The following is a 25,820-nucleotide window of genomic DNA, read 5'->3' as shown; positions in this document are numbered from 1 at the left end:
GTTCATCCGGCGTCACAGTCCGCTCGGCGCGGCCGTCCCTCCGGCGGCACCGACCGACCCGCTCAGCACTCGATGACGTTGACCGCGAGGCCGCCCTCGCTGGTCTCCTTGTACTTCGAGGACATGTCGATGCCGGTCTGCCGCATCGTCTCGATCACGGTGTCGAGCGAGACCCGGTGCGTCCCGTCGCCGTGCAGCGCCAGCCGCGCCGCGCTGACCGCGGTCGACGCCGCGATCGCGTTGCGCTCGATGCACGGGATCTGCACCAGTCCGCCGACGGGGTCGCAGGTGAGCCCGAGGTGGTGCTCCATCGCGATCTCGGCCGCGTTCTCCACCTGCCGCGGGGTCCCGCCGAGCACCGCGCACAGCGCGCCCGCCGCCATCGCGCAGGCCGAGCCGACCTCGCCCTGGCAGCCGGCCTCCGCGCCCGAGATCGACGCGTTGGTCTTGCAGAGCGAGCCGATCGCCGTCGCGGTGAGCAGGAACCGCCGGATGCCCGCGCGGTCCGCCCCGGGCACGAAGCGGAGGTAGTGGTGCGCGACGGCCGGGATGATGCCCGCCGCCCCGTTCGTCGGCGCGGTGACGACGCGCCCGCCCGCCGCGTTCTCCTCGTTGACCGCGAGGGCGAACGCGTGCAGCCACTCCACCGAGGTCGCCCGCGCGCGGTCCAGCGGGTCGTCCTCGAAGGCCTCAAGCCGCCCGCGCAGGACGGAGGCGCGGCGCTGCACGCCCAGACCGCCGGGCAGGACGCCCTCGGTCGCCAGGCCGTGCTCGACGCAGGCGGCCATCGCGTCCCAGATCGCGTCGAGCCGCGCGTCGACGTCGAGGCCGGGGTGCAGCGCCCGCTCGTTCGCGGCGGCGATCTCGTCGATGCTCGAGCGGGTCCGGTCACAGGTCGCGAGCAGGTCGAGCGCGGAGACGAAGGGGTAGGGGTGCGGAGCGAGCGAGGCCAGCTCGGCGCGCTCGCCGGCCCGGCGGATGAAGCCGCCGCCGATCGAGTAGGAGGTCTCCTCCCACTCGGGCAGCGCCGCGTCGCCGAGCCAGACGCTGAACGTCAGGGCGTTGGGGTGCTCGGGGAGCCGGGTGCGCGGCTCGAAGGCGATGTCGTCGCGCGTCATCGGCAGGTGCGCCTCGCCCGCGAGCGCGATCGCGCCGTCCTCGTCGAGCCGAGCCCACGCGCCGCGGACCTCCGCCGGATCGCAGGTCTCCGGGTGCAGCCCGGACAGCCCGGCGACGATCGCGTCCGGGGTCCCGTGGCCGATGCCCGTGGAGCCGAGCGAGCCGTAGAGCGTGCAGACCACGCGGCTCACCCGGTCGAGCAGGCCGGCGTCGCGCAGCCGCTCGGCGAGGGCCAGGGCCGCCCGCATCGGGCCGACCGTGTGCGAGCTGGAGGGGCCGATCCCCACGCTGAACAGGTCGAAGGCGGAGACGTATGCACTCATCTCCCGAGACTACGCCTCGCGCACGGAAGGGGGCGGGCGCCCGATCGAGCGCCCGCCCCCTGTCGTGCCGAGTACCGGGACCGAGGTCCCGAGGGTCAGAACTCGCAGTGCACGTGGTCCGAGTGGCCCGCGTCGCCGGGGCCGAGCGTGAGCGTCGCGCCCATCTCGGCGCAGGCGTTCTGGATCGCCTGGTGGTCGGCGCCCTCGTAGACCCGCACGCCGTCGATCAGGTCGATGTCGACCGCGTCGCCGGTGTAGTGGCCGGAGCCGGTGGAGTGGTCCTCACCCGCGATGGAGGTGACCCGCAGGGTGTGGCCGTACTGCGTGTTCAGCTTCAGCAGCGCGTCGAGCATGGCCGGGTTCAGCGCGACCGAGGTCACACCGGCGTCGCCCTCGGGGCTCGTCTTGGCCGGCTGGCCGGCGGCCGTGTCGCGGATGTTCGCGAGCGAGGTGGAGGCGGCGTCCGAGCCCAGCTCGTAGAGCTCGATCCCCGGGTTGTCGAGGATCGCCTGCGCGGTCGCGGCGGCGTCGCCCGACGGGGGAGGCGTCGTACCGCCGCCGGTCCCGGCGACGAGCGCCTTCCAGGTGGCCGGTCCGACGATGCCGTCGGCGGTCAGTCCGGCACTGCCCTGGAAGCTCTGCACCGCGGCGGTGGTCGCCGCGCCGAACGCGCCGTCGACCGCGACGGACGCGCCGTTCGCGTTCAGCTGCGTCTGCAACGCGCTGACCGCGTCTCCGGAGGCGCCGCTCTGCACGGTCACCGTCAGCGCACCCCAGGTGGCCGCGCCGATCACGCCGTCGGCAGCGAGGCCCGCGCCGGACTGGAAGGAGGTGACCGCCGACTGCGTGCCGGCGCCGAACGCGCCGTCGACGGCGAGCGACTGGCCCGACGAGCGGAGCAGGTACTGCGCGGTGGTCACGTCCTCCCCGGTCGAGCCGGAGGCGAGGACGGGCCAGTCGGCCGCCTGAGCGCTGGTCGCGGTCCCGACGCTGACGCCGAGCGCGAGCAGCAGGGCGGTGACGATCGCGAGGGCGCGGGCGCCGAGGCTCCGTCGGCGCCGGTTCTCGGGGGCCGTCGTGGTGGTGCCGGTCGTGCCGACCTCTGTCGTGCTGATGTCCGTGGTGCTCATGATCCTCATCCCTCGCTCTCGACGGCCTCGCGCGCCAGGGTCTCCCACTGCGCGTAGGCGTCCGGGTAGGCGGAGACCTGGACGGCCTGCGCCGCCTCGGTCACCGACATCGACTCCCAGCCGGTGATGTCCGTCAGGCCGGTGTTCGTGGTGGGGCTGTTCGCCGCCCCGTAGAACGCCCTCGAGGCGTAGACCGGGTCGACGAGGTCGGCCGGGTCGCCCCAGCCCGCCGACGGGCGCTGCTGGAAGAGGCCGACCGAGTCGCGGTCGCCGCCGGAGAGGTTCCGCAGTCGCGACTCCTGCATCGCCGTGGCGATGGCGACGACCCAGCCGTACTCGGGGACGCCCGCCGTCTTGCCCTCGGCGATGATCGTGCGGACGTTCGCGAGCTGCTCCTCGCTGAGGGTCGCGAAGGTCTCGCCCGGCTGGCCCGGGTCGGGCGTGGTGCCCGAGCCGGCGCCGACGAGCGACTGCCAGGTCTGCGGACCGACGACGCCGTCGACCGTGAGCCCGGCCGCCGACTGGACGCTCTTCACGGCGGCGAGGGTCGCGGCGCCGAACGCGCCGTCGACCGTGAGGCTCGCGCCGACCTTGTTCAGCTGGACCTGGAGCGCGCTGACCGCCTCGCCGGAGTCGCCGGAGGACACCGTCGTGATCAGGGCGGCCCAGGTCTGCGCGCCGACGATGCCGTCGGCGGAGAGGCCGCGCGCGCTCTGGAAGGAGGTCACCGCGGCGGCGGTGGCGGGGCCGAAGACGCCGTCGGCGTCCACGGAGGCGCCGGCGGCGTTCAGCAGGTGCTGCACGGTCCGGGCGTTGGCGCTGTTCTCGCCCTCGGCGACGACGGGCCAGGCGGCGGCCGACGCGGCAGCGGCGCTGACCGGCGCCTCGGCCGCGAAGACGGCCGGGGCTGTGGCGACCGACCCGAAGGCGAGGGCGCCGCAGGCGATCCCTGCGATCAGGAGGCGCCTCGGGCGCTGGGCGATTGGAGTGGGACGGGTCGTTCTCATCGTTTCGTACACCTCTTCGTGGCCGCCGGGCGGCCGGATTCGTTGTCACGATCGGCGGAGTTCGCTTCTCCCTTGCCCGTCCTGCCTACTCCTGTCGCTGTCACGGATCCGGGGACACGGAGGGGTCGCCCAGAGAGCGCCCACGCGATGCGGAGGAGACTCCGCCGGGAGGGGGAGGTGCTCAGCGGACGGCAGGAGGATCCTTCGCCGCTGGGCTCCGACGTCCCGCGCCACGCGACACGCCCGGGTTGCACGGCTCCATCGGCACTGCTAGCTTCGGCGGGCGCGCCACCGGAGTGCGCACCCCCGACGCCCGGAAGGAGCAGCCCGTGACCGCGTCTCGATCGACCCGCGACGAGCTGCTCGTCGCCGATCGCCCCCGCGCCCTCGTCGGCGCGGTCGAGCTCGAACGCTCGAAGCGCGATCTCGCGAACCTCCAGCCCGGCGTCGTCCGGCACCCCTAGGCATCCGCCGCGGGCTCCCGGACGACGTCGTCTCGGGCCCTCGTGCGTCGGCACTCCTCTGCAGGGGAGGGGCCTCGCGGTCGGCTCGCGGCATCCCGCCGCCCCGAGCGCGTCCCACCCCGATCCCGGCGTCCGCCGGGCCTTTCACGAGAGGAAGGACCATGCAGAGAATCACCGAGCGGCTCGTCTCCTGGGCGAGCATCCTGGACGACAACGCGCGGCAGCAGGCGCTCACCGCGTCCGAGATGCCGTTCATCCACCCCCACCTGGCGCTGATGCCCGACGCCCACCTCGGACTCGGCGCGACGGTCGGCTCGGTCATCCCGACCCTCGGCGCGCTCATCCCGGCGGCCGTGGGCGTCGACATCGGCTGCGGCATGATCGCCGTCCGCACGCAGTTCTCCCGGAGCGACCTCGCCGGCCGCGACCTGGGCGAGCTGCGGCGGCAGATCGAGCGGGCGGTGCCGCTGTCGGCGGGCGCGGCGAACCGGAAGATCGTCGCGACCGCCGAGCCGCGGGTGGCCGAGCTGGAGGCGCTCGCCGTCGAGGCGGGCTTCGACCCGGCGCGCTCGGCGAAGCACTGGCGGCTGCAGGTCGGCTCGCTCGGCAGCGGCAACCACTTCATCGAGGTGAGCGTCGACGAGACGGACGCGGTCTGGCTGTTCCTGCACTCCGGCTCGCGGGGCGTGGGCAACCGGATCGCGACGGCGCACATCCGGGTCGCCCGCGAGTACTGCGAGCGGCACTGGATCGCGCTGCCGCACCCCGACCTCGCCTACCTGGTCGAGGGGACGGAGCAGTTCGACCGCTACGTCGCCGAGCTGCGCTGGGCGCAGCGGTTCGCCCTGCTCAACCGCGAGGAGATGATGGACCGGGTGATCCGCCAGCTCGCCGAGTGGAGCGGCGTCGCGGTCCAGGAGCGGGAGCGGATCAACTGCCACCACAACTTCACCGAGAAGGAGCGCCACTTCGGCCGCGACGTCTGGGTGAGCCGGAAGGGCGCAATCCAGGCCGACGCCGGACGGCCGGGGCTCATCCCCGGCTCGATGGGGACCGCCTCGTACGTGGTGGTCGGGCGCGGTGACGCGATGTCGCTGAACTCGTCGCCGCACGGCGCCGGCCGCGAGTACTCGCGGTCGGCGGCGCGGAAGGCCTTCAGCCGCGAGCAGCTGCGGGAGGCGATGGCCGGCATCGAGTACCGCGACACCGACGCCTTCCTCGACGAGATCCCGGCGGCCTACAAGCCGATCGACCGGGTGATGGCCGACGCGGCCGACCTCGTCGAGATCCGGCACACCCTCCGCCAGCTCGTCAACGTGAAGGGCGACTGACCCCCTCCGCGAGATGCCACTTGTGCACGCGACACGCCGTGGAAAGCGTGCACAAGTGGCATCTCGCGGGGGAGGCGGGGCGGTGTCAGCGCAGGGTCTTGCGGGAGGTGATCTGGCCGGTGTCGAAGCCGAGGAGGTGCAGGCCGCCGTGGAAGCGGGCGTGCTCGACCTTGAGGCAGCGGTCCATCACCACGGTGAGGCCCTTCGACTCGCCGTACTCGGCGGCCTCCTGGTTCCAGATGCCGAGCTGCACCCAGACCGTCGGCGCGCCGATGGCGACGACGTCGTCGATGACCGAGGGGATGTCGCTCGCCTTGCGGAAGACGTCGACGATGTCCGGCACGACGGGGAGGTCCGCGAGGCTCTTGTAGACCGGCTGCCCCAGGATCTCCTTCGCGTTGGGGTTCACGAAGTACAGCTCGTAGTCGCTCGACTGCTGCAGGTAGGTCGAGACGAAGTAGGAGGAGCGCGCCGGGTTCGGCGAGGCGCCGACGATCGCGACGGTCTTCGCGCGGCGGAGGATGTCGAGTCGCTTCTTCGCGTCCGGCCCGACCCAGGTGCGCTGCGACTTGAGCAGCTTCGCCAGGGGCGAGTTCGTCGGCACGGAGCAGCTGAGCCCGTTGGACAGGTGCGCGACGACGGTGTCGTCGGCCTCGGTGGTCGCGGCGGTGTCGGCAGCGGTGGCGGTGTCGCTCATGGTCAGACCTCCACGGTCGGGGAGTCGATGGTCACCGAGACGTCGTCGGGGAGCTCGGTCGGTGCGTCCGGCGTGCCGTGCTCCTCGACCGCGCGGGTGAGCGCCTGGTCGAGGTCGTAGATGATGTCGTCCGCGTCCTCGATGCCGACCGAGAGCCGGACGAGGCCCGGAAGCACCCCGGCGTGCAGCAGCTGCTGCTCGGTGAGCTGCGCATGCGTCGTCGAGGCGGGGTGGATCACCAGGGTCTTCGCGTCGCCGATGTTGGCGAGGTGGCTGGCGAGGTCGACCGACTCGATGAAGGTCTGGCCGACGGCGCGGCCGCCCTTGACGACGAAGCTGAACACCGAGCCGGGACCCTTGGGCAGGTACTTCTGCGCGCGCTCGTGGTGCGGGTGCGCGGGAAGGCCGGCCCAGTAGACCTCCTCGATCCGCGGGTCGGCGTCGAGCCACTCCGCGACGCGGCGCGCATTGTCGACGTGCGCCTGGATCCGGTAGGGCAGCGTCTCGACGCCCTGCGCGAGCAGGAAGGCCGAGTGCGGGGCGAGGACCGGGCCGATGTCGCGCAGCTGCTCGGCGCGCAGGCGGGTGAGGAAGCCGTACTCGCCGAAGTTGCCGTCCCAGGAGAGACCGCCGTAGGAGGCGACGGCGTCGTGCAGCAGCGGGAACTTCTCCTGCGAGTAGTGGAAGCGGCCCGACTCGACGACGACGCCGCCGAGCGTGGTGCCGTGCCCGCCGAGGAACTTGGTGGCCGAGTGGATGACGATGTCGGCGCCCCACTCGATCGGGCGGACGAGGTAGGGCGTCGCGACGGTCGAGTCGATGATCAGCGGGATGCCGGCGGCGTGCGCGACGGCGGCCAGACCCTCGATGTCGGCGATCTCGCCGGAGGGGTTCGCGATCGTCTCGGCGTAGAGCACCTTGGTCTTGTCGGTGATCGCGGCGGCGTAGTCGGCCGGGTCGCTCGACTGCACGAAGGTGGTCTCCACGCCGAAGCGCCGCAGCGTGACGTCGAGCTGGGTGATCGAGCCGCCGTAGAGGTTGGCGGAGGAGACGACGTGGTCGCCCGCGCCGACCAGCGCCGCGAAGGTGATGAACTGCGCCGACAGGCCGGAGGCGGTCGCGACGGCGCCGAGCCCGCCCTCGAGGCTCGCGACCCGCTCCTCGAACGAGGCGACGGTGGGGTTGGAGAGCCGGGAGTAGATGTTCCCGTACTTCTGCAGCGCGAACCGGGCCGCCGCGTCGGAGGTGTCGTCGAAGACGAACGCGCTCGTCTGGTAGATCGGCAGCGCTCGCGCGCCCGTCACCGGGTCGGGGATGTTGCCGGCGTGGATTGCCCGCGTCTTGAAGCCGTACTCGCGATCTGCCATGCGATCGACGCTAGCGGGCGCCGCCGACACCGGGCCGCCGGAGCGACGCATCCCGTAACAGTCCCAGGCGGCGACGCGCCGTCACAGCGTCGCGTGCACCGCCGCCAGCGACATCACGGCGATCGCGAACCACGAGGCGAGCGCGACGACCAGCGCCCGCCAGCCGGTCGTGAGCAGCGCCCGCAGCCGCACCCCGCTCCCGAGCGCGAACAGCGCCGCCGCCAGCAGCCAGGTCTGCGCCGTGTCCGCCGCGACCAGCACGCCCTCCGGCAGCGGCAGCAGAGTCCGCAGCAGCACCGCCGCGAGGAAGCCGACCACGAACAGCGGCACGACCGCGGGTCGCGGTCCGCCCTCGTCTCCGCCGCGTCGCGTCACGGCAGCGGCGACGGCCACCATCGGCGCCAGCATCACCACGCGGGTCAGCTTCACGACCACCGCGATCGCGAGGGCCGACGCCCCCGCGACCTGCGCCGTCGCGACCACCTGGCCGACGTCGTGCACCGACGCGCCGACCCAGTGCCCGAACTGCACGTCCGTGAGCCCGAGCGGGTAGCGCAGCGCCGGCAGCACCGCGATCGCGAGGGTGCCGCAGAGGGTGACCAGCGCGACCGGCACCGCCTGCTCCTCCTCCTTCGCCCGGGTCGCCCCGGCCATCGCGCCGACCGCCGAGGCCCCGCAGATCGAGAAGCCCGCGGCCAGCAGCAGCGGCTCGCGGCCGGGCAGGCGCAGTGCGCGCCCGAGTCCGTAGGTCAGCCCGAAGGTCGCGAGCACGATCGCGACGACGATCAGGATCGCGCCCCAGCCGAGCGAGGCGATGTCGACGAGCGAGAGCTTGAGCCCCAGCAGGACGATGCCGGCGCGCATCAGCGTGCGCGAGGAGAACTTGAGCCCCGGGGCCAGCCGGCCGCTCAGCAGCGGGCGAGCCGCCGGCAGCTGCGCGACCAGGATGCCGAGCGCCACGGCGGCCGTCAGCATCGGCACGGCGGGGATCGCCAGGTGCACCGCGAACGCCAGGACCGCCGCGGCCGCGCAGGCCGCGAGCCCGGGCCCGATCCGGGCGATCAGACCCACGAGGGCAACCACATGTGCGCCTGCCAGAACGAGAACGACGTCTGCTGCCCGGTCCAGAGCGGGTAGAAGTACGCGGTCAGGGCCGCCGCGAGCACCACGAAGATCAGCACGATCACGATGCCGCGCGTGCGTCTGCCGCGCTCGTCACCGCGCCTGCCGATCACCACCCCCGCCGTCAGGGCGAGCGCCAGCATCATGTACGGCTCGAAGACGACGCAGTAGAACTGGAAGACGGTGCGGTCCAGGTACAGCATCCAGGGCAGGTAGCCGGCGACGATGCCCATCAGCACGAAGCCGGCGCGCCACTCCCGGTAACGCGCGAGCCGGTAGAGCAGATAGACCAGCGCGAGCACGCCGGCGTACCAGATCAGCGGATTCGCGACCGAGGTGATCGCCTCGTCGCAGCGCACCGCCGCGCAGCCGTCGACCCCGGTCGCCTGGTCGACGAAGTACATGCTCGTCGGCCGCAGCATCAGCAGCCAGGTCAGCGGGTTGGCCTCGTAGGGGTGGGTGGCGCGCAGATTGATCGAGTAGTCGTACATCTGCACGTGGTAATGCCAGAGGCTCTGCGCCCAGTCGGGCACCCAGGCGAGCGCGCCGGTCCAGGCGTTGCCCGGCGCCTCCGTCGCCCACTGCCGCGCCCAGCCGCCCGAGGTGCGCAGCCAGCCGAGCCAGGTGCCGAGGTAGGCGATCAGCGCGATCGGCACGACCAAGAGGAAGGTGACCGGCCCCTGCTTGAGGATCGCGCCGCTGACCCAGAACGGCACGCCCGCGCGCCGGCGCAGCAGCGCATCGACGACGACCGCGTAGACGCCGTAGGCGGCGAGGAAGTAGATGCCCGTCCACTTCACGCCCGCGGCGAGGCCGAAGATCAGGCCGGCGGTCAGCAGCCAGGGCCGCCACCAGAGCACAGGCCCCCAGCTCGGCAGAGCGCCCGCGGCGACCTTCGCGGCCATCCGCTCCTCGGCCCAGCGCCGGTCGAGCAGGATCGCGGCGACACCGCAGAGGGCGACGAACATCAGGATGCCGTCGAGCAGCGAGACCCGCGACATCACGATCGCGTGGCCGTCGATCGCGAGCAGCAGGCCCGCGAGCGAGGCGAGGAAGGTGGAGCGGAAGAGCAGCTTCCCGATCACGATCACGAGGGCGACCGCGAGGATGCCGACGATCGCGGTGGCGAGGCGCCAGCCGACGCTGTCGTCCGCGCCGAGCAGGCCCATCCCGAGCCCGATGATCCACTTGCCCAGCGGCGGGTGCACCACGAAGGACGGCGCTCCGGTGAAGACGTCGACGGCGCCGGTGGCGAAGCCCGGGTCGGGGTTCTCGGGCCAGGCGCCCTCGAAGCCGAGGTTCCAGAGAGTCCAGGCGTCCTTGACGTAGAAGGTCTCGTCGAAGACCAGCGAGCGCGGGTGCCCGAGGTTCCAGAGGCGGAGCACGGCGGCGACCACGACGACGAGGATCGGCAGCCCCAGCTCCCACAGCCGGCGGCGCGCGGTGGTCGCGACGAGGCGGTCGTGCACGTCGTCGAACCAGGAGCCGCGGGGCAGGTCCGGCGCGCTCTCGCGCACGCCCCCCGGCGGGGCGCTCTCGACGGTGGCGTCGGCGGTGCTCCCGTCCGCGGGCCCGACCGGCACGGCGCGCGAGGCCCCCGCGGAGTCGAGGAGCAGGTCGTCGAAGTCGCGCTGCGGTCGGTCCGTCACCCGGCCATGCTAACGGCGCGCGGATCCGCCGCCGGGCCGGGTTCGGCCGTCGTCGCGCGCCGACTGGGAGGATGGACGGATGATCATCCTGGCCGGCACGCCCATCGGCAATCTCGGCGACGCGACGCGGAGGCTCGTCGAGGCTCTCGAGAGCACCCGGCACATCGCCGCCGAGGACACCCGCGTCACCATCCAGCTGCTCCGTGCCCTCGGGATCGAGAACCGCCCGCAGCTCTACGCCCTGCACGACCACAACGAGCGCGAGCGCTCCGCGGAGCTGGTCGAGCTCGCCCGCGAGGAGGACCTCCTCGTCCTCAGCGACGCCGGGATGCCGACCGTCTCGGACCCGGGCTACCACCTCGTCGAGACCGCCGTCGCCGCCGGCGTCCGCGTGACCGCTCTGCCCGGCCCGTCGGCCGTCCTGATGGCGCTCGCCGTCTCCGGCCTGCCGACCGACCGCTTCAGCTTCGAGGGCTTCCTGCCGCGCAAGCACGGCGAGCGGGTCACGCTGTTCCGCTCGCTCGTCGACGAGCGCCGGACGATGGTCTTCTTCGAGTCGCCGCACCGCATCGGCGACTCCCTGGCCGATCTCGTCGAGGCGATGGGCCCCGAGCGGCGGGTCGTGGTCTGCCGCGAGCTGACCAAGATGTTCGAGGAGGTCCGCCGCGGCACGGCGGCGGAGCTCGCCGAGTGGGCGGCCGACGGCCTCCGCGGCGAGATCTGCCTCGTGGTCGAGGGCGCCCCCGAGCGCGAGGCGTCCCTGGAGGACGGGCTCGCCGACGTGCTCGAGCGGGTCGCCGCCGGCGCGCGGCTCAAGGAGGCGTCGGCCGAGGTCGCGGAGATCACCGGCCTCTCCAAGCGCGCGCTCTACGAGGCGGCCCTCGCCTCCCGCCGGGGCTGAGCGCCGGGCGCGAGTCGGCCCCGGCACCGCTCCGTCACACAGCGGGAGGCCCCGGCGGCGAACCATAGGATGGTCGCCATGTCCGACGGCGCCTCCTTCTATCTCACGACCCCGATCTTCTACGTGAACGACGTCCCCCACATCGGGCACGCGTACACCGAGGTCGCCGCCGACGTCCTCACCCGCTGGCACCGCCAGGCGGGCGACGACACCTGGCTGCTGACCGGGACCGACGAGCACGGCCAGAAGATCCTGCGCACCGCCACCGCGAACGGGACGACCCCGCAGGAGTGGGCCGACCGGCTCGTGCAGAACTCGTGGAAGCCGCTGCTGTCGACGATCGACATCGCCAACGACGACTTCATCCGGACCACGGAGCAGCGCCACGAGGTCAACGTTCAGAAGTTCCTGCAGAAGCTCTACGACGAGGACGCGATCTACACCGGCGAGTACGAGGGCTACTACTGCGTCGGCTGCGAGGAGTACAAGCAGCTCTCCGACCTCGACGAGGGGACCGGCGAGTACGAGGGCCAGTTCGTCTGCAAGATCCACTCGAAGCCGGTCGAGCTGCTCAAGGAGAAGAACTACTTCTTCAAGATGAGCGAGTACACCGAGCGACTGCTCGCGCTCTACGAGGAGTGCCCCGATTTCGTGCAGCCCGAGTCGGCGCGCAACGAGGTCGTCAGCTTCGTGCGCCAGGGCCTCGCCGACCTCTCCATCTCGCGCTCGAGCTTCGACTGGGGCGTCAAGGTGCCCTGGGACGACTCGCACGTCGTCTACGTCTGGTTCGACGCGCTGCTCAACTACATCACCGCCGTCGGCTACGGCCAGGACGAGGCGGAGTTCGAGCGCCGCTGGCCGGCGACCCACATCGTCGGCAAGGACATCCTCCGCTTCCACGCGGTGATCTGGCCCGCGATGCTGATGGCCGCCGGGCTCGACGTCCCCAAGCAGGTCTTCGGCCACGGCTGGCTGCTGGTCGGCGGCGAGAAGATGTCGAAGTCGAAGCTCACCGGCATCGCGCCGGAGCAGATCACCGACACCTTCGGCTCGGACGCGTTCCGCTACTACTTCATGAGGGCGATCACCTTCGGACAGGACGGCTCCTTCTCCTGGGAGGATCTCGCGGCGCGGTACCAGGCGGAGCTCGCCAACGGCTTCGGCAACCTCGCCTCGCGGGTCATCGCGATGCTGCACCGCTACTACGACGGCGTCGTGCCCGAGCCCTCGGCACTGACCGAGGCGGAGGAGCGCGTGCAGGCGACGGTCGCGGAGGCGGCGGCCGCGGCCGACCGCTCGATCGAGACCCTCGCGATCCACGACGCGATCACCGCCGTCTGGACGATCGTCGACGAGCTCAACGGCTACATCACCGAGCAGGAGCCGTGGGCCCTGGCCAAGAGGGACGAGCGCGAGCGCCTCGGCACCGTGCTCTACACGGCGTCGGAGGGGCTGCGCGCCCTGGCGGTGCTGCTCTCGCCGGTCGTGCCCCGCGCGACCACCGCGCTCTGGGAGGCGCTCGGCGTCGAGGACGCCCTCGGCGCGCTCACCGCCCAGCCGCTGCGCGCGGCGGGGGAGTGGGGGCAGCTGCCCGTCGGCACCACCGTCGGCACCCTCGCGCCGCTCTTCCCCCGCATCGAGGTCCCGGAGTCCTGAGCCGGGGTCTCGATACGCCGCCTGCGGCGCCTACTCGACCAGCATGCTGGGCCGACACTTCGGCAACAGCCTGACCAGCATGCGAGGGCGTTCCCTGCGGGGGCGCTCTTCCATGCTGATCGAATAGCCCGCTGCGCGGGCGTATCGAGATCCACCGTCCGCAGGCGCGCACTCTCGAGATCCACCAGCCGGGGCCCCGCCGCCCCGCCCCGGTAGCCTGGAGCCATGACCGACAGCCAGCACGTCCGCGCCCGCGAGAACACGTCCGGCCGCGACCTGACGTACCCGCCGCTGCCCGAGGCGCTCGTCGTCCCCGTCTACGACAACCACACGCACCTCGAGATCAGCGACGGCCTCGAGCCGCTCGACTACCGCGAGCAGCTCGACCGCGCCTCCACGGTCGGCGTCCGGGGCGTCGTGCAGGTCGGCACCGATGTCGAGACCAGCCGCTGGTCGGCCGAGCGCGCCGCCTCCGAGCCGCGCATGCTCGCCGCCGTCGCGATCCACCCCAACGAGGCGCCGGCGCTCGAGGAGCGCGGCGAGCTCGACGACGCCCTCGCCGTGATCGCCGAGCTGGCCACCCAGCCGCGCGTGCGCGCCGTCGGTGAGACCGGCCTCGACTTCTACCGCACCGGCGAGAGCGGCCGCGCCGCCCAGTTCCGCTCGTTCGAGGAGCACATCCGCATCGCGAAGGAGACCGGCACCGCGCTGCAGATCCACGACCGCGACGCGCACCGCGAGGTGATGGAGACCCTCCGCCGCGTCGGCGCCCCCGAGCGCACCGTCTTCCACTGCTTCTCCGGCGACGCCGAGATGGCGCGGATGTGCGCGGAGGAGGGCTGGTACCTCTCCTTCGCCGGCACCGTCTCGTTCAAGAACGCCGAGTCGCTGCGCGAGGCGCTGGTCGCCACTCCCCGGCACCTGATCCTCGTCGAGACCGACGCGCCCTACCTCACTCCGGAGCCGTTCCGGGGCCGCCCGAACGCGCCCTACCTGATCCCGCACACCCTCCGCTCGATGGCCGCGACGCTGGAGACCGACGTCGGCCACCTCGCCGCCACGATCGCCTCGAACACCGAGCAGGTCTACGGCGAGTGGGGCGGCGAGGTCGGCTCGGAGCCGTCGGAGCCGGTCGGGCAGCTGGCATGACCGGCCGGCACGCGGCGGAGGCGGCGGCCGAGGAGGTCGCCGTCCCGAAGCTGCTCGGACCCGCCGAGATCCGCGATCTCGCCCAGCTGCTCGACGTCACGCCGACGAAGAAGCTCGGCCAGAACTTCGTGCACGACGCCAACACCGTCCGCCGCATCGTCAAGCTCGCCCGCGTGGAGCGGGGCGAGAGCGTCGTCGAGATCGGCCCGGGCCTCGGCTCGCTCACCCTCGGCCTGCTCGAGGCGGGCGCCGGGGTCGTCGCCGTCGAGATCGACGGCCGGCTCGCGGAGCAGCTGCCCCGCACGGTCCAGCTGATGGCGCCCGCCGCCGACCTCACCGTGATCCGCGCCGACGCGATGAAGGTGCTCGAGCTGCCGGGCGAACCCGTGCGGCTCGTCGCGAACCTCCCGTACAACATCTCGGTGCCGGTGCTGCTGCACTTCCTCGAGCACTTCCCGAGCATCCGCTCCGGAGTCGTGATGGTGCAGTCCGAGGTGGGCCTCCGCCTCGCGGCCGGCCCGGGCTCCAAGATCTACGGCGGCCCGAGCGTCAAGGCGTCCTGGTTCGGCTCGTTCACGACCGGCGGCACCGTGTCCCGGCAGATCTTCTGGCCGGTGCCCAACGTCGACAGCGTCCTCGTCTCGTTCGAGCGCGGCGAGGAGCCGGGCGACGAGACCCTGCGCCGCGCCGTCTTCGCGGTGGTCGACGCGGCGTTCGCGCAGCGGCGGAAGATGCTCCGCCAGTCGCTCAGCGCGCTCTTCGGCGACAGCACGGCCGCGATCGCCGCGCTCGAATCGGCCGGCGTGCCGCAGACGGCCCGCGGCGAGGAGCTCGACGTCGCGGCGTTCACCGCCCTCGGCCGGGCGCTCGACCCGGCGCGGGTGCCTGTGCGCGGCGGCGCGGTGCCGGCCGCGACGGGGGCCGAGGACGACGGCGAGAGCGCCGACGAGGATGCCGGCGAGGCCGTCGACGAGAGCGCTCCCGCCGCGGACGAGCGCGGCTCCGCCACCCTGTAGCGTGGTCGCATGGCCCATCGCGCGACGACGTCGAACCGGGTCCACGCGCGAGCGCCAGGCAAGATCAACGTCTACCTGAAGGTCGGTGCCGTCCGCGAGGACGGCTACCACGAGCTCGCGACGGCGTTCCAGTCGCTGTCGCTCTACGAGGACGTCCGCGCGAGCGACGCCCCCGACTTCTCGGTCGAGTTCTCCGGCTCGATCGACACCCGCGGCCTCGCCGTCGACGGGTCGAACCTCGCGATCAAGGCGGCGCGGGCCCTCGCCCGGGCGACCGGCTACCGCGGCGGCGTGCACCTCGAGATCGAGAAGAACGTGCCGATCGCCGGCGGGATGGGCGGCGGCTCGGCCGACGCCGCCGCGACGCTGCTGGCCTGCGACGCGCTCTGGGGCACCGCCTGCACCCGCGAGCAGCTGCTCGGCATCGCCGCCGGGCTCGGCGCGGACGTCCCGTTCTCCTTCACCGGCGGCACCGCGATCGGCGTCGGCCGCGGCGACGAGCTGAGCCCCGCGCTCGCGAAGGGCCGCTTCGAGTGGGTGCTCGTGCTCTCGGAGCAGGGCCTGTCGACCCCCGAGGTCTACCGCGAGCTGGACCGCCACCGCGAGCGGCACCTGCACGACTTCCGGCCGATCTCCGCGACGCCGAGCATCGAGCCGAACGTGCTGCAGGCTCTCCGGGCGGGCGATGCCGCGATGCTCGCCGACGCGATGCACAACGACCTGCAGGCGCCCGCCCTGCACCTGCAGCCCGGCCTCGCGCGGATCCTCGAGCGCGGCGAGGAGAGCGGCGCCCTCGGCGGCCTGGTCTCCGGCTCCGGCCCGACGGTCGCCTTCCTCCTGCCCGACGCCGACGCCGCGCTCGACCTGCAGCTCGAGCTGACGTCCGCCCGCCTGCGCGCCGTCCGCGTGTCCGGCCCGGTCCACGGCGCCCGCCTCCTCTCCACCTGAGGATGCCGTCGGGGCATGCTGGTCGAGTAGCCATGCTGGTCGAGTAGCCGCGCAGCGGCGTATCGAGACCCGCCCTGCTGGACACGGTGGATCTCGATACGCCCTCTGCGAGGGCTACTCGATCAGCATGAGTGGGGCACCGGCCTTCACCATGCTGGTCGAGTAGCCGCGCAGCGGCGTATCGAGACCCGGCGTCTGCTCAACGGTGGATCTCGATACGCCCTCTGCGAGGGCTACTCGATCAGCATGAGTGGGGCGCCGGCCTTCAACATGCTGGTCGAGTAGCCGCGCAGCGGCGTATCGAGACCCACCCGCCGTCCGCAGAGAACGCTCGATCTCGTGGCCTAGAGTGCCGCTCATGGCCCCCAGACGAGTAGCACTGTTCGCGATCCTCACCGGGCTCGTCTCGGCCGCCGTCACCCTCGCCACCGCCGAGCTCGTCGCCGTCTTCACGGGCGCCGGCGGCAGCCCGCTCGTCGCGGTCGGCGGCTTCGTGATCGACATCGTCCCGCCGGGCGTCAAGGACACGGTCATCGCCCTGTTCGGCACCGGCGACAAGCTCGTGCTCCTCGTCTCGCTCGGCATCGCGGTCGCCCTGCTCGCGATCGCCGCCGGGCTGCTCGAGTACCGCAAGACGCCGCTGGGCGTCCTGGTCCTCGCCGCCGTCGCGGGCCTCGGTGCGCTCGCGGCCGTCAGCCGGGAGGGCGCCTCCGGCATCGACGCCGCGCCGAGCGTGGTCGGCATGGTCGCCGGCGCGATGGTGCTGCGCGCCGCCTCCGCCCGCCTGCGCGCCTGGGACGAGGAGCCCGCCCAGGGCTCGACCGACCGCCGCTCCTTCCTCCGCCTGGTCGGCATCGCCGGTGCCGCCGCCGTCGTCGCGGGCGTGGGCGCGCGCGTCGTCACCGCCGCCGCCTCCGCCGTCACCGCGGTCCGCGAGGCCGTCGTGCTGCCGACCCCCGCCGCCACCGCCGCGCCGATCCCCGCGACCGGCGTCCTCGACGACATCGAGGGCATCAGCTCCTACGTCACTTCCAACGACGACTTCTACCGGATCGACACCGCGCTCTCCGTGCCCAGCGTCGACCCTGCGGACTGGTCGCTCAAGATCACCGGCATGGTCGAGGAGGAGATCACCCTCACCTGGGACGAGCTGCTCGCCCTCCCGCTGGAGGAGCACCTGGTCACCCTCTCCTGCGTCTCGAACGAGGTCGGCGGCGACCTGATCGGCACCGCGCTCTGGCTCGGCTACCCGATCCGCGAGCTCCTCGCCCGCGCCCGCCCGACCGCCGGCGCCGACATGGTGCTCTCCCGCAGCATCGACGGCTTCACCGCGTCCAGCCCGCTCGAGGTGCTGACGGACGAGGGCCGCGCGAGCCTGCTCGCCGTCGGCATGAACGGCCAGCCGCTCCCGGTCGAGCACGGCTTCCCGGTGCGGATGGTCGTCCCGGGCCTCTACGGCTACGTCTCGGCCACCAAGTGGGTCACCGAGCTCAAGGTCACCACCTTCGAGGACGACGTCGCCTACTGGTCGACGCGCGGCTGGACCGAGCGCGGCCCGATCAAGGTCGAGTCCCGGATCGACGTCCCGCGCCAGGGTCAGGCCGTCCCGTCCGGCACGGTCGCGGTCGCGGGCGTCGCCTGGGCCCCGCACACCGGCATCTCCAAGGTCGAGGTCCAGATCGACGGCGGTGCCTGGCAGCCCGCGCGCCTCGCCGAGGCCGTCACCGCCGACACCTGGATCCAGTGGGTCTACGAGTGGGACGCGATCGCCGGCGACCACGTCGTCCTGGTCCGCGCCACCGACTCCGAGGGCCTGGTGCAGACGCAGGACGAGGCGCCGCCCGCCCCGGACGGCGCGACCGGCTGGCACATGCGCACCGTGACGGTCGCCTGAGCACACCGCGTCCGCCCGTGGGGATCCGCGGAGGCGGCCCCCGGTAAACTCGGCCCCTATGGCACATCTCCTGGGCGCTGAGTCGCTCCGCCTCGAGTACCCCACGCGGGTCATCTTCGACGACGTCTCCCTCGGCATCGAGGAGGGCGACCGCATCGGCATCGTCGGCCGGAACGGCGACGGCAAGTCCACCCTCCTCCGCCTGCTCGCGCAGCGCATCGAGCCCGACGGCGGCCGGGTGACCCACCGCCGCGGCGTCACGCTCGGCATGCTCGACCAGGCCGACACCGTCGACGAGGAGCTCACCGTCGCCCAGGCCGTCGTCGGCGGCCTCGAGGAGCACGAGTGGGCCGGGGACGCGCGCACCCGCGACGTCATCGCCGGCTTGCTGCGCGACGTCCCCTGGGACGGCGTCGTCGGCGCGCTCTCGGGCGGCCAGCGCCGCCGCGTCGCGCTGGCCAAGCTGCTCGTCGGCGACTGGGACGTCGTCTTCCTCGACGAGCCCACCAACCACCTCGACGTCGAGGGCATCGCCTGGCTCGCCGAGCACCTCAAGCGCCGCTGGGCCGCGACCTCGGGCGGCCTCGCGGTCGTCACCCACGACCGGTGGTTCCTCGACGAGATCTGCACCGCGACCTGGGAGGTGCACGACCGCCTGGTCGAGCCCTTCGAGGGCGGTTATGCGGCCTACATCCTGCAGCGCGTCGAGCGCGACCGGATGGCCTCGACCATGGAGTCGAAGCGGCAGAACCTGATGAAGAAGGAGCTGGCCTGGCTCCGCCGCGGCGCTCCGGCCCGCACCGCCAAGCCGAAGTTCCGCATCGACGCGGCGAACCAGCTGATCGAGAACGAGCCGCCCGTCCGCGACTCCGTCTCGCTGTCGCAGCTCGCCGTCTCGCGGCTCGGCAAGGACGTCGTCGACCTGCTCGACGTCACCGTCCGCTACGGCGAGCGGACCGTGCTCAACCGGATCGAGTGGCGGATCGCTCCCGGCGAGCGCACCGGCGTCCTCGGCGTGAACGGCGCCGGCAAGTCGACCCTCCTCGGCCTCGTGGCCGGCAGCGTGCAGCCGACCAGCGGCAAGGTGAAGCGCGGCACCACGGTCCGCGTCGCGATCCTCGACCAGCAGCTGCGCGAGCTGACCGAGGTGCAGCACCAGCCGGTGCGCGAGATCATCGCCGAGCAGCGCACCAGCTACTCGATCGGCGGCAAGGAGATGACGCCGGGGCAGCTGCTCGAGCGCCTCGGCTTCTCCAGCGCCCAGCTGTCGACGCCGGTGAAGGACCTCTCCGGTGGCCAGCGCCGCCGGCTGCAGCTGCTGCTGATCCTGCTCAGCGAGCCCAACGTGCTGATCCTCGACGAGCCCACCAACGACCTCGACACCGACATGCTCGCCGCGATCGAGGACCTGCTCGACTCCTGGCCCGGCACGCTCCTCGTCGTCTCGCACGACCGCTACCTGCTCGAGCGGGTCACCGACCAGCAGTACGCCGTGATGGACGGCGCGTTCCGCCACCTGCCCGGCGGGGTGGAGCAGTACCTCGACCTGCGCCGCGCGCTGGAGAAGGGCGCGCCCGCGGGCGGCTCGACGGGCGTGTCCGCTCCGGCTCCGTCCGGCCTCGGCGGCGCCGAGCGGCGCACCGCCGAGAAGGAGGTGTCGGCGATCGACCGGCGCCTGCACAAGCTCACGCAGCTCTCCGCCGCGGTGCACGAGAAGATGGCGACCCACGACCCGGACGACTACGACGGCATCCTGGGCCTGAACGCGAAGCTGCGCGAGCACCAGGATGAGGCGGCCGGGCTCGAGCTGCGCTGGCTGGAGCTGTCGGAGCTGCTCGAGAGCTGAGCGCGGCGCAGAACATCAGCTGAGAGAGGGGTGCCTCCGCTGTCGGGGGAGGGACCCCCGTCTCAGCTGATGTTCTGCAGCGGAGTCAGCCGAAGTCGAGCGAGAGCTTGCGGAGCAGCTGCGCGAGCCGCTCCTGCTGCGCGTGCGTGAGGGCTCCGAGCAGCTCCTGCTCGGCGTCGACGAGGCGGGTGATCGCCGCGTCCACCCGCGACAGGCCGGACGGCGTCATCTGCACCAGCACGCCGCGGCCGTCGTTCGGATCGTCGAGGCGCTCGACGAGGTCGCGCTCGACGAGCCGGTCGATCCGGTTCGTCATCGTGCCGCTGGTGACCATCGTCGCCTGGAGCAGCTGCTTCGGGCTCATCCGGTAGGGCGCCCCCGCGCGGCGGAGCGCGGAGAGGACGTCGAACTCCCAGGTCTCGAGCTCCGAGCGGCCGAAGGCGCTGCCGCGCGCCCGCTCCAGCTGCTTGGCGAGCCGGCGCATCCGGGAGAAGACCTGCAAGGGAGTGAAGTCGAGGTCGGGCCGCTCGCGCACCCAGGCGTCGACGATGCCGTCCACCTCGTCATTCGCGCTCACCCGTCCATTCTGGCGGGTGCGCGCCCCGGGAGTCGCCGGGAGGCCCTCGGCGGGGACGCCACGGCGACGGCGGGTGCGGGCGGATGGCAGGATGGACGGCGCGCGAGAGCGCGGTCCGCCATGGTGTAACGGCAGCACGGCAGCCTTTGGAGCTGTCCGGTCCAGGTTCGAATCCTGGTGGCGGAGCTCGAGCACCGAGCACCGGTGCCGGACGGAGGAGCACGCGCACCATGGTCGACAGTACGCTCGCGGTGGTGATCCTGGCCGCCGGTCAGGGCACCCGGATGAAGTCCCGCACCCCCAAGGTCCTGCACCGCCTCGCCGGGCGCCCGCTGCTGGGGCACGTCCTCGACACGGCCGCCTCGCTCGACGCGGGCCACGTCGTCACCGTCGTGCGGCACGAGCGCGAGCGGGTCGCCGCCGCGGTCCTCGACCACTCGCCGGCGGCCCTCGTCGTCGATCAGGACGAGGTGCCCGGCACCGGCCGCGCCGTGGAGCTCGGCCTGGCCGCGCTGCCGGACGACTTCGACGGGACCGTCGTGGTGCTCAGCGCCGACGTCCCGCTGCTGGACGCCCCGACGCTGCGCCGCCTGGTCGACGAGCACCTCGCCGCGGCCAACGCCCTGACGATGCTGTCCTGCGTGCTCGAGGACCCGACCGGCTTCGGCCGGATCGTTCGCGGCACCGACGGCGGCTTCGCCTCGATCGTCGAGCAGAAGGACGCGAGCGACGCCGAGCTCGCGCTGACCGAGACCAACGCCGGCGTCTACGCCTTCGAGGCCGCCGCCCTGCGCGCCGTGATCGGCGCCATCGGCACCGACAACGCGCAGCAGGAGAAGTACCTCACCGACGCCGCCGCCGCGCTCAAGGCCGCCGGTCGCGCCATCGAGGCCGTCCCCGTGCAGGACCGCTGGCTCGTCGCCGGCATCAACGACCGCGCCCAGCTCGCCGACGCCGCGCTCGAGCTCAACGCCCGCATCGTCCGCCGCTGGCAGCTCGAGGGCGTCACGATCCAGGACCCGGCCACCACTTGGATCGACGTCGACGCGGTGCTCTCGCCCGACGTCGAGATCCTCCCCGGCACGCAGATCAAGGGGCCGACGGTCATCGCCTCCGGAGCGATCGTCGGGCCGGACACGACCCTCGACTCCTGCGAGGTGGGCGAGGACGCGGTGATCAAGCGCTCGGACGCGACGCTCGCCGTGATCGGCGCGCAGGCGCAGGTCGGCCCGTTCTCGTTCCTCCGCCCGGGCACCGTGCTCGGCGAGCGCGGCAAGATCGGCACCTACGTCGAGACCAAGAACGCGACGATCGGCGCCGGCTCGAAGGTGCCGCACCTCTCCTACGTCGGTGACGCGACGATCGGCGAGGAGTCCAACATCGGCGCCGGCTCGATCTTCGCCAACTACGACGGGGTGAACAAGGCGTCCTCCGTCGTGGGGTCGCACGTGCGCGCCGGGTCGCACAACGTCTTCGTCGCCCCCGTTAGAATCGGTGACGGAGCGTACACGGGCGCCGGCACGGTCATCCGCAAGGACATCCCCGCCGGAGCCCTCGGCATCACCGTCGCTCCGCAGCGCAACATGGCCGGATGGGTGCAGACCCATCGTCCGGGAACCGCGTCGGCCACCGCCGCCGAGGCCGCCCAGGCGTCGGAGCCCGAGGGCACCGACCGCGCGACCGGAGGAAGCGGAGCACAGTGACGGGCATCACCGCCAGCAACAAGAAGAGCCTGGTCCTGGTCTCGGGGAGGGCGCATCCGGCACTGGCGGAAGCGGTCGCCGACGAGCTGGGCACCGAGCTGGTCACCACCGAGGGGCGCACCTTCGCGAACGGCGAGCTCTACGTCCGCTACGGCGAGTCGGTCCGCGGCGGGGACGTCTTCGTCCTGCAGTCGCACACCTCGCCGATCAACGAGTGGCTCATGGAGCAGCTGATCATGGTGGACGCGCTCAAGCGCGCCTCGGCCAAGCGGATCACCGTGGTCGCGCCGTTCTACCCCTACGCGCGCCAGGACAAGAAGGGCCGCGGCCGCGAGCCGATCTCGGCCCGCCTGGTCGCCGACCTGTTCAAGGCCGCCGGTGCCGACCGCATCATGTCGGTCGACCTGCACGCCGCGCAGATCCAGGGCTTCTTCGACGGCCCCGTCGACCACCTCTTCGCGATGCCGGTGCTGCTCGAGCACTTCCGCGAGAAGCTCGACCCCTCGACCCTCACCGTCGTCTCGCCGGACATGGGCCGCGTCCGCGTCGCCGACATCTGGAGCGACAAGCTCGGCGTCCCGCTCGCGATCATCCACAAGCGCCGCGACCCCAAGGTCGCGAACCAGGTCTCGGTGCACGAGATCGTCGGAGAGGTCAGCGGCCGCGTCTGCCTCCTCGTCGACGACCTGATCGACACCGGCCGCACCATCGCCAAGGCCGCCGAGGCGCTCAAGGCCGCCGGCGCGATCGGCGTCGTCGTCGCCGCGACCCACGCCGTCTTCTCCGATCCGGCCCGCGAGCTGCTCAGCTCCGAGTTCATCGACTCGGTCGTCGTCACCGACACCCTGCCGCTGCCCGAGGAGAAGAAGTGGGACCGCCTGACGATCCTGCCGATCGCCCCGCTGCTCGCCCGCGCGATCCACGAGGTCTTCGACGACGGCTCCGTCACGTCCATGTTCGACGGCGACGCGTAGGCCGCACCACCTCGGAAGCCCGCTTCGCGGGCTGCTCGATCAGCAGCGGGAAGCTCGCGCTCGGCGCGGCACATGCTGGTCGAGTAGCCGCGGAGCGGCGTATCGAGACCCGCCGTCGCCCGCGGGGTCATCTGCAGGCCGGCGTCCGACGGTGGTGGATCTCGATACGCCCGCTGCGCGGGCTACTCGATCAGCATGGTGGGGCGGCTCGCGAGCGAGCGGCGCCGTGCTGCTGCATGCTGGTCGAGTAGCCGCGGAGCGGCGTATCGAGACCCGGCGTTGCCAGTAGGGGTGGTCTGCAGGCCGGCGTCTGACGGTGGTGGATCTACTTGGAAGAGACGCCCGCAGACATGCTGGTCGAGTAGCCCCGCAGGGGCGTATCGAGACCCACCACCGCATGCACGACGGTCTCTTCCCCGCCCTGCGCTGGCGCCGAAGGCGCCCCCTCCGCTCGATTCGCCCGCTGCCCGGGCTACTCGATCAGCATGGGGGCGCGGCCTCGTCCTCGGGTCCGCTGCTGTCAGCGGCCTTCGGCCCGCCGGGAAGAGGCCCGACGCCCTAGCATGAGTGAATGCGCATGCATGGTGATCAGACCCGGACGGGGGGTCTGCTGCGCGCCTCCGAGCTGTCGCGGGCGTCGATCGCCGGGGCCGCGCTCTTCCTGGTCTGGTCGCCCGCCGCGCACGAGGCCGGCTGGTGGCTGCTGCTCGGTCTCGGGCTCGCGGCGGCGATGGCCGTCGTCGGAGCAGTCGCCGACTCCGGCCGCGAGGTGCACGACGGACCGACGGGGGAGTGGCTCGGGCTCGCCGGCCGCGCGCTCGCGGCGTCCGCGCTCGCACTGACCGCCGCCGACTCGATCGTCGGCGCGAGCGCGCGCCCGGTGGCCGTGCTCCTGATCGTCGGCACCACCCTTTTCGTGCTCCGCGGCGGTGCCGTCCCGCCCGGCCTCGCGCGCCTGCTCCTGGGGCTCGTGCTGCTCCTCCTGCTGGCCTCGGCCGTGATCGTCGCCCTCGCGGACCCTGTCGCGACCCCGTCCGAGACGGTGATCGGCGGTGCGGAGGGGGCCGGTACAGCGGCCGCCCTGCTGCTCGTCCTCTTCGCTCCGGCCTCGCCCGGCGAGACGCCGACGCTCGGCCGCTCGCTGCTCGGGATCGGCGTCACGACCCTCGTGGCAGCCGTGATCGGCGTCGGGCTTCTCCTGCTCGTCGGTCCGCAGGAGCTCGCCGATGTCCCGGCCTCGCTCTCCGCGGTCGCAGCCGGGACCCCCGCCGCCGCCCTCGTCGGCATCGCGGCCGTGCTCGCCGCCCTCCTCGCGCTCGTCGCCCTGACCCGGCTGGACGCCTCGGCGCTGGTCCGGCTCGCGGACGCGGGAGAGATCCCCGGCCCCTTCGCCCATCGCAACCGCCGCACGGGCGTGCCCGCGGCCGGTCAGCTCGCCGTCTGCCTGGTGTCGGTTCTCGCCGTGGTCGTCCTCGACGCCGACGCCCTGCTCGCCTTCGCGGTCGCGGCCTCGCTGATCGCGCTGATCCTGCGCCGGCTGGACCGCGGAGTCGCCGGTGCGCGGTGGCCCGCGATCGTCTCCGCGGCGGGCGCGCTCGTCCTCCTGCTCGCGCTGCCCTCGGCGACGGCTGCGGCGGTCGCCGTCCTGCTCGCGCTGCTGCTCATCGTCCGCGCCTTCCGGCGCTAGCGGCCTCTACGCGAGCGCGGCGGCCTCGACCGGCCGGCTCGGCAGCGACAGCGCGAGCGGATCCGCCCGCACCCGCCCGAGTCCCGAGCGGACGGCGCCGAGAGCGACCGCCTGATCGCCGAGGGTCGACGGCAGGATCCGCGGTGCCGGGGCGTGCACCTCGCCCACCAGGCGCTCCGAGACCGCGGCGAGCAGAGGGCCGGCCGAGGCGGCCAGAGCCCCGCCGACCACGATCAGGGAGACGTCGAGCAGGTTGGCGACGGTCGCGGTGATGGCGGTGAGGCGGTCGGTCAGCCGCGCGACGACGGCGGAGGCCAGCGGATCGCCCGCGTCGGCCGCGGCCAGCACCTCGGCGGCACCGGGCTGCGCCACGGCGTCGAGGAGCGACGCCGGCCGGCCCGCAACGGCCAGCGCCTCGCGGGCCCAGGTCCGCGCGAGGGCCGCGATGCCCTCCGCCGAGCCGACGCCCTCGACCAGGTCGAGGTAGCGCATCTCGCCGGTGAGGCCGCGGGCGCCGCGCAGCAGCGAGCCGCCGAGCACGATCCCGCCGCCGAGCCGCTCGCCGGAGAGCAGCGCCAGGTAGTCGTCGCAGCCGATCGCCGCGCCGCGCCAGCCCTCGGCCAGCGCGGCGAGGTTCGCGTCGTTGTCGACCACCGGCGACCAGCCGCGGCCGGAGTAGTGGTCCACGAGCCCGGGGTTCATCGCGCCCCAGAAGCCGTTGTCGCCTGCGGGGGAGTGGCCGAGCGCGTCGACGGGAGCCGGGACGCCGAGGGTCAGCGCGAGGACCTCGTCGTGGGTCACGCCGGCGAGGAGGAGGGCGCGGTCGAGCACCCGATCGATGTCGGCGACGCGGCGCTCGTGCAGGAGGTCCTCGACGCGCTCGTGATCGACGGCCTCGACGTGCCGCACGAGGGTCTCGCCGAGCAGGTCGGCGACGAAGACGCCGACGCTGTGCTGTCCGGCATCCACGCCCACGACGACGCCCGCGCGGCGGCGGAGTGCGTACCGGCGCGCAGGCCGACCCTTGACGTAGTCGCCGGCCGCGCGCTGGTTCTCCAGCTCCTCCAGCCAGCCGAGCTCGATCAGGTCGTCGCAGACGGCGATGACGGTGGAGCGGGTGAGGCCGGTGCGCTCGATCAGAGCGGAGGCGGTCACCGCCTCGCTGGTCCAGGCGCGCTCGAGCACGTCGAGCGCGCTGCGCCGGCGCTGGAACGAGCCGGTGCTCACGGAGAGCCTGCTCTCGGACATCGAGTCCCCCTT

Annotated in this window: 21 protein-coding genes and 1 tRNA gene; 13 read left to right on the top strand and 9 right to left on the bottom strand. The window is 72.9% G+C overall.

The genetic code is table 11. The features are described 5' to 3' along the window. Positions 1-62: 62 nt before the first annotated feature. The 3 genes from EDF22_RS12010 to EDF22_RS21440 all read right to left on the bottom strand — a co-directional run bounded on the left by EDF22_RS12010 (position 63) and on the right by EDF22_RS21440 (position 3,579). Positions 63-1,442 carry an L-serine ammonia-lyase gene (locus EDF22_RS12010; RefSeq protein WP_123705157.1) on the bottom strand — a complete coding sequence of 460 codons (1,380 nt, stop codon included), beginning with the start codon at positions 1,440-1,442 and terminating at the stop codon, positions 63-65. 95 nt (positions 1,443-1,537) lie between these two features. Further along, entirely contained in the window at positions 1,538-2,572 is a 1,035-nt protein-coding gene (locus tag EDF22_RS12005) for a peptidoglycan-binding protein (RefSeq protein ID WP_185038882.1), read from the bottom strand. A 5-nt stretch (positions 2,573-2,577) separates the two neighbouring features. Further along, complete coding sequence (locus EDF22_RS21440) at positions 2,578-3,579, bottom strand: peptidoglycan-binding protein (protein WP_123705155.1); 1,002 nt, start codon at positions 3,577-3,579, stop codon at positions 2,578-2,580. A 329-nt stretch (positions 3,580-3,908) separates the two neighbouring features. On the opposite strand from EDF22_RS21440, the gene EDF22_RS21305 reads away from it, so the two are divergent. Continuing rightward, positions 3,909-4,043, top strand: coding sequence for a hypothetical protein (locus EDF22_RS21305; RefSeq protein WP_260303438.1), 135 nt, complete (start codon positions 3,909-3,911; stop codon positions 4,041-4,043). A gap of 161 nt (positions 4,044-4,204) precedes the next feature. Next, positions 4,205-5,374: an RtcB family protein gene (locus EDF22_RS11995; protein ID WP_123705154.1), complete on the top strand. Its 1,170-nt coding sequence runs from the start codon at positions 4,205-4,207 to the stop codon at positions 5,372-5,374. 85 nt (positions 5,375-5,459) lie between these two features. Here EDF22_RS11995 and EDF22_RS11990 read toward each other — a convergent pair whose 3' ends face one another. From EDF22_RS11990 to EDF22_RS11975, 4 genes are all read right to left on the bottom strand, one after another. Then, complete coding sequence (locus EDF22_RS11990; protein WP_123705153.1) at positions 5,460-6,071, bottom strand: CoA-binding protein; 612 nt, start codon at positions 6,069-6,071, stop codon at positions 5,460-5,462. Positions 6,072-6,073: 2 nt separating this feature from the next. Then, positions 6,074-7,438 (bottom strand): O-acetylhomoserine aminocarboxypropyltransferase/cysteine synthase family protein, encoded by a 1,365-nt coding sequence (locus EDF22_RS11985; RefSeq protein ID WP_123447641.1) that lies wholly within the window; start codon positions 7,436-7,438, stop codon positions 6,074-6,076. Between the two features lie 81 nt (positions 7,439-7,519). Then, positions 7,520-8,521 carry a YeiH family protein gene (locus EDF22_RS11980; protein WP_123705152.1) on the bottom strand — a complete coding sequence of 334 codons (1,002 nt, stop codon included), beginning with the start codon at positions 8,519-8,521 and terminating at the stop codon, positions 7,520-7,522. Further along, on the bottom strand, positions 8,500-10,209 hold the full coding sequence (locus EDF22_RS11975) for a dolichyl-phosphate-mannose--protein mannosyltransferase (RefSeq protein ID WP_260303437.1): 1,710 nt from the start codon (positions 10,207-10,209) through the stop codon (positions 8,500-8,502). Before EDF22_RS11975 ends, EDF22_RS11980 begins: the two co-directional genes overlap by 22 nt. Before the next feature lie 79 nt (positions 10,210-10,288). On the opposite strand from EDF22_RS11975, the gene rsmI reads away from it, so the two are divergent. From rsmI to EDF22_RS11940, 7 genes are all read left to right on the top strand, one after another. Next, the gene (gene rsmI, locus EDF22_RS11970; RefSeq protein ID WP_123447639.1) at positions 10,289-11,110 is read left to right on the top strand and encodes a 16S rRNA (cytidine(1402)-2'-O)-methyltransferase; all 822 of its coding nucleotides are present in this window, start codon (positions 10,289-10,291) and stop codon (positions 11,108-11,110) included. 78 nt (positions 11,111-11,188) lie between these two features. Beyond that, entirely contained in the window at positions 11,189-12,766 is a 1,578-nt protein-coding gene (metG, locus tag EDF22_RS11965; protein ID WP_123705151.1) for a methionine--tRNA ligase, read from the top strand. Between the two features lie 225 nt (positions 12,767-12,991). Next, positions 12,992-13,915 carry a TatD family hydrolase gene (locus tag EDF22_RS11960; protein ID WP_123705150.1) on the top strand — a complete coding sequence of 308 codons (924 nt, stop codon included), beginning with the start codon at positions 12,992-12,994 and terminating at the stop codon, positions 13,913-13,915. After that, positions 13,912-14,931: a 16S rRNA (adenine(1518)-N(6)/adenine(1519)-N(6))-dimethyltransferase RsmA gene (gene rsmA, locus EDF22_RS11955; protein WP_185038880.1), complete on the top strand. Its 1,020-nt coding sequence runs from the start codon at positions 13,912-13,914 to the stop codon at positions 14,929-14,931. The genes EDF22_RS11960 and rsmA overlap by 4 nt, the downstream gene beginning before the upstream one ends. 9 nt (positions 14,932-14,940) lie before the next feature. Further along, positions 14,941-15,879 carry a 4-(cytidine 5'-diphospho)-2-C-methyl-D-erythritol kinase gene (locus tag EDF22_RS11950; protein ID WP_123705149.1) on the top strand — a complete coding sequence of 313 codons (939 nt, stop codon included), beginning with the start codon at positions 14,941-14,943 and terminating at the stop codon, positions 15,877-15,879. A 358-nt stretch (positions 15,880-16,237) separates the two neighbouring features. Beyond that, positions 16,238-17,773, top strand: a complete 1,536-nt coding sequence (locus EDF22_RS11945; protein ID WP_123705148.1) for a molybdopterin-dependent oxidoreductase — start codon at positions 16,238-16,240, stop codon at positions 17,771-17,773. 58 nt (positions 17,774-17,831) lie between these two features. Beyond that, the gene (locus tag EDF22_RS11940) at positions 17,832-19,619 is read left to right on the top strand and encodes an ABC-F family ATP-binding cassette domain-containing protein (RefSeq protein WP_123705147.1); all 1,788 of its coding nucleotides are present in this window, start codon (positions 17,832-17,834) and stop codon (positions 19,617-19,619) included. Positions 19,620-19,704: 85 nt separating this feature from the next. Here EDF22_RS11940 and EDF22_RS11935 read toward each other — a convergent pair whose 3' ends face one another. Next, on the bottom strand, positions 19,705-20,196 hold the full coding sequence (locus EDF22_RS11935) for a MarR family winged helix-turn-helix transcriptional regulator (protein ID WP_123447633.1): 492 nt from the start codon (positions 20,194-20,196) through the stop codon (positions 19,705-19,707). Positions 20,197-20,310: 114 nt separating this feature from the next. Here EDF22_RS11935 and EDF22_RS11930 point away from each other — a divergent pair. The 4 genes from EDF22_RS11930 (at position 20,311) to EDF22_RS11915 (ending at position 24,560) form a co-directional block, all read left to right on the top strand. Next, positions 20,311-20,382 (top strand) — tRNA-Gln (locus EDF22_RS11930). 44 nt (positions 20,383-20,426) lie between these two features. Further along, complete coding sequence (glmU, locus tag EDF22_RS11925) at positions 20,427-21,899, top strand: bifunctional UDP-N-acetylglucosamine diphosphorylase/glucosamine-1-phosphate N-acetyltransferase GlmU (RefSeq protein WP_123705146.1); 1,473 nt, start codon at positions 20,427-20,429, stop codon at positions 21,897-21,899. Then, the gene (locus EDF22_RS11920; RefSeq protein WP_123447631.1) at positions 21,896-22,873 is read left to right on the top strand and encodes a ribose-phosphate diphosphokinase; all 978 of its coding nucleotides are present in this window, start codon (positions 21,896-21,898) and stop codon (positions 22,871-22,873) included. Before glmU ends, EDF22_RS11920 begins: the two co-directional genes overlap by 4 nt. A 571-nt stretch (positions 22,874-23,444) precedes the next feature. Next, complete coding sequence (locus EDF22_RS11915; RefSeq protein ID WP_123705145.1) at positions 23,445-24,560, top strand: hypothetical protein; 1,116 nt, start codon at positions 23,445-23,447, stop codon at positions 24,558-24,560. 6 nt (positions 24,561-24,566) lie between these two features. Here EDF22_RS11915 and EDF22_RS11910 read toward each other — a convergent pair whose 3' ends face one another. Then, positions 24,567-25,808, bottom strand: a complete 1,242-nt coding sequence (locus EDF22_RS11910; RefSeq protein WP_123705144.1) for an ROK family protein — start codon at positions 25,806-25,808, stop codon at positions 24,567-24,569. Positions 25,809-25,820 lie beyond the last annotated feature (12 nt).

Origin of the sequence: Rathayibacter sp. PhB127 (assembly GCF_003751665.1) — a bacterium.
Taxonomy (GTDB): Bacteria; Actinomycetota; Actinomycetes; order Actinomycetales; family Microbacteriaceae; genus Rathayibacter; species Rathayibacter festucae.
The sequence above is the reverse complement of the archived record's forward strand: the minus strand, read 5'-3'. Positions and strand labels throughout refer to the sequence as shown.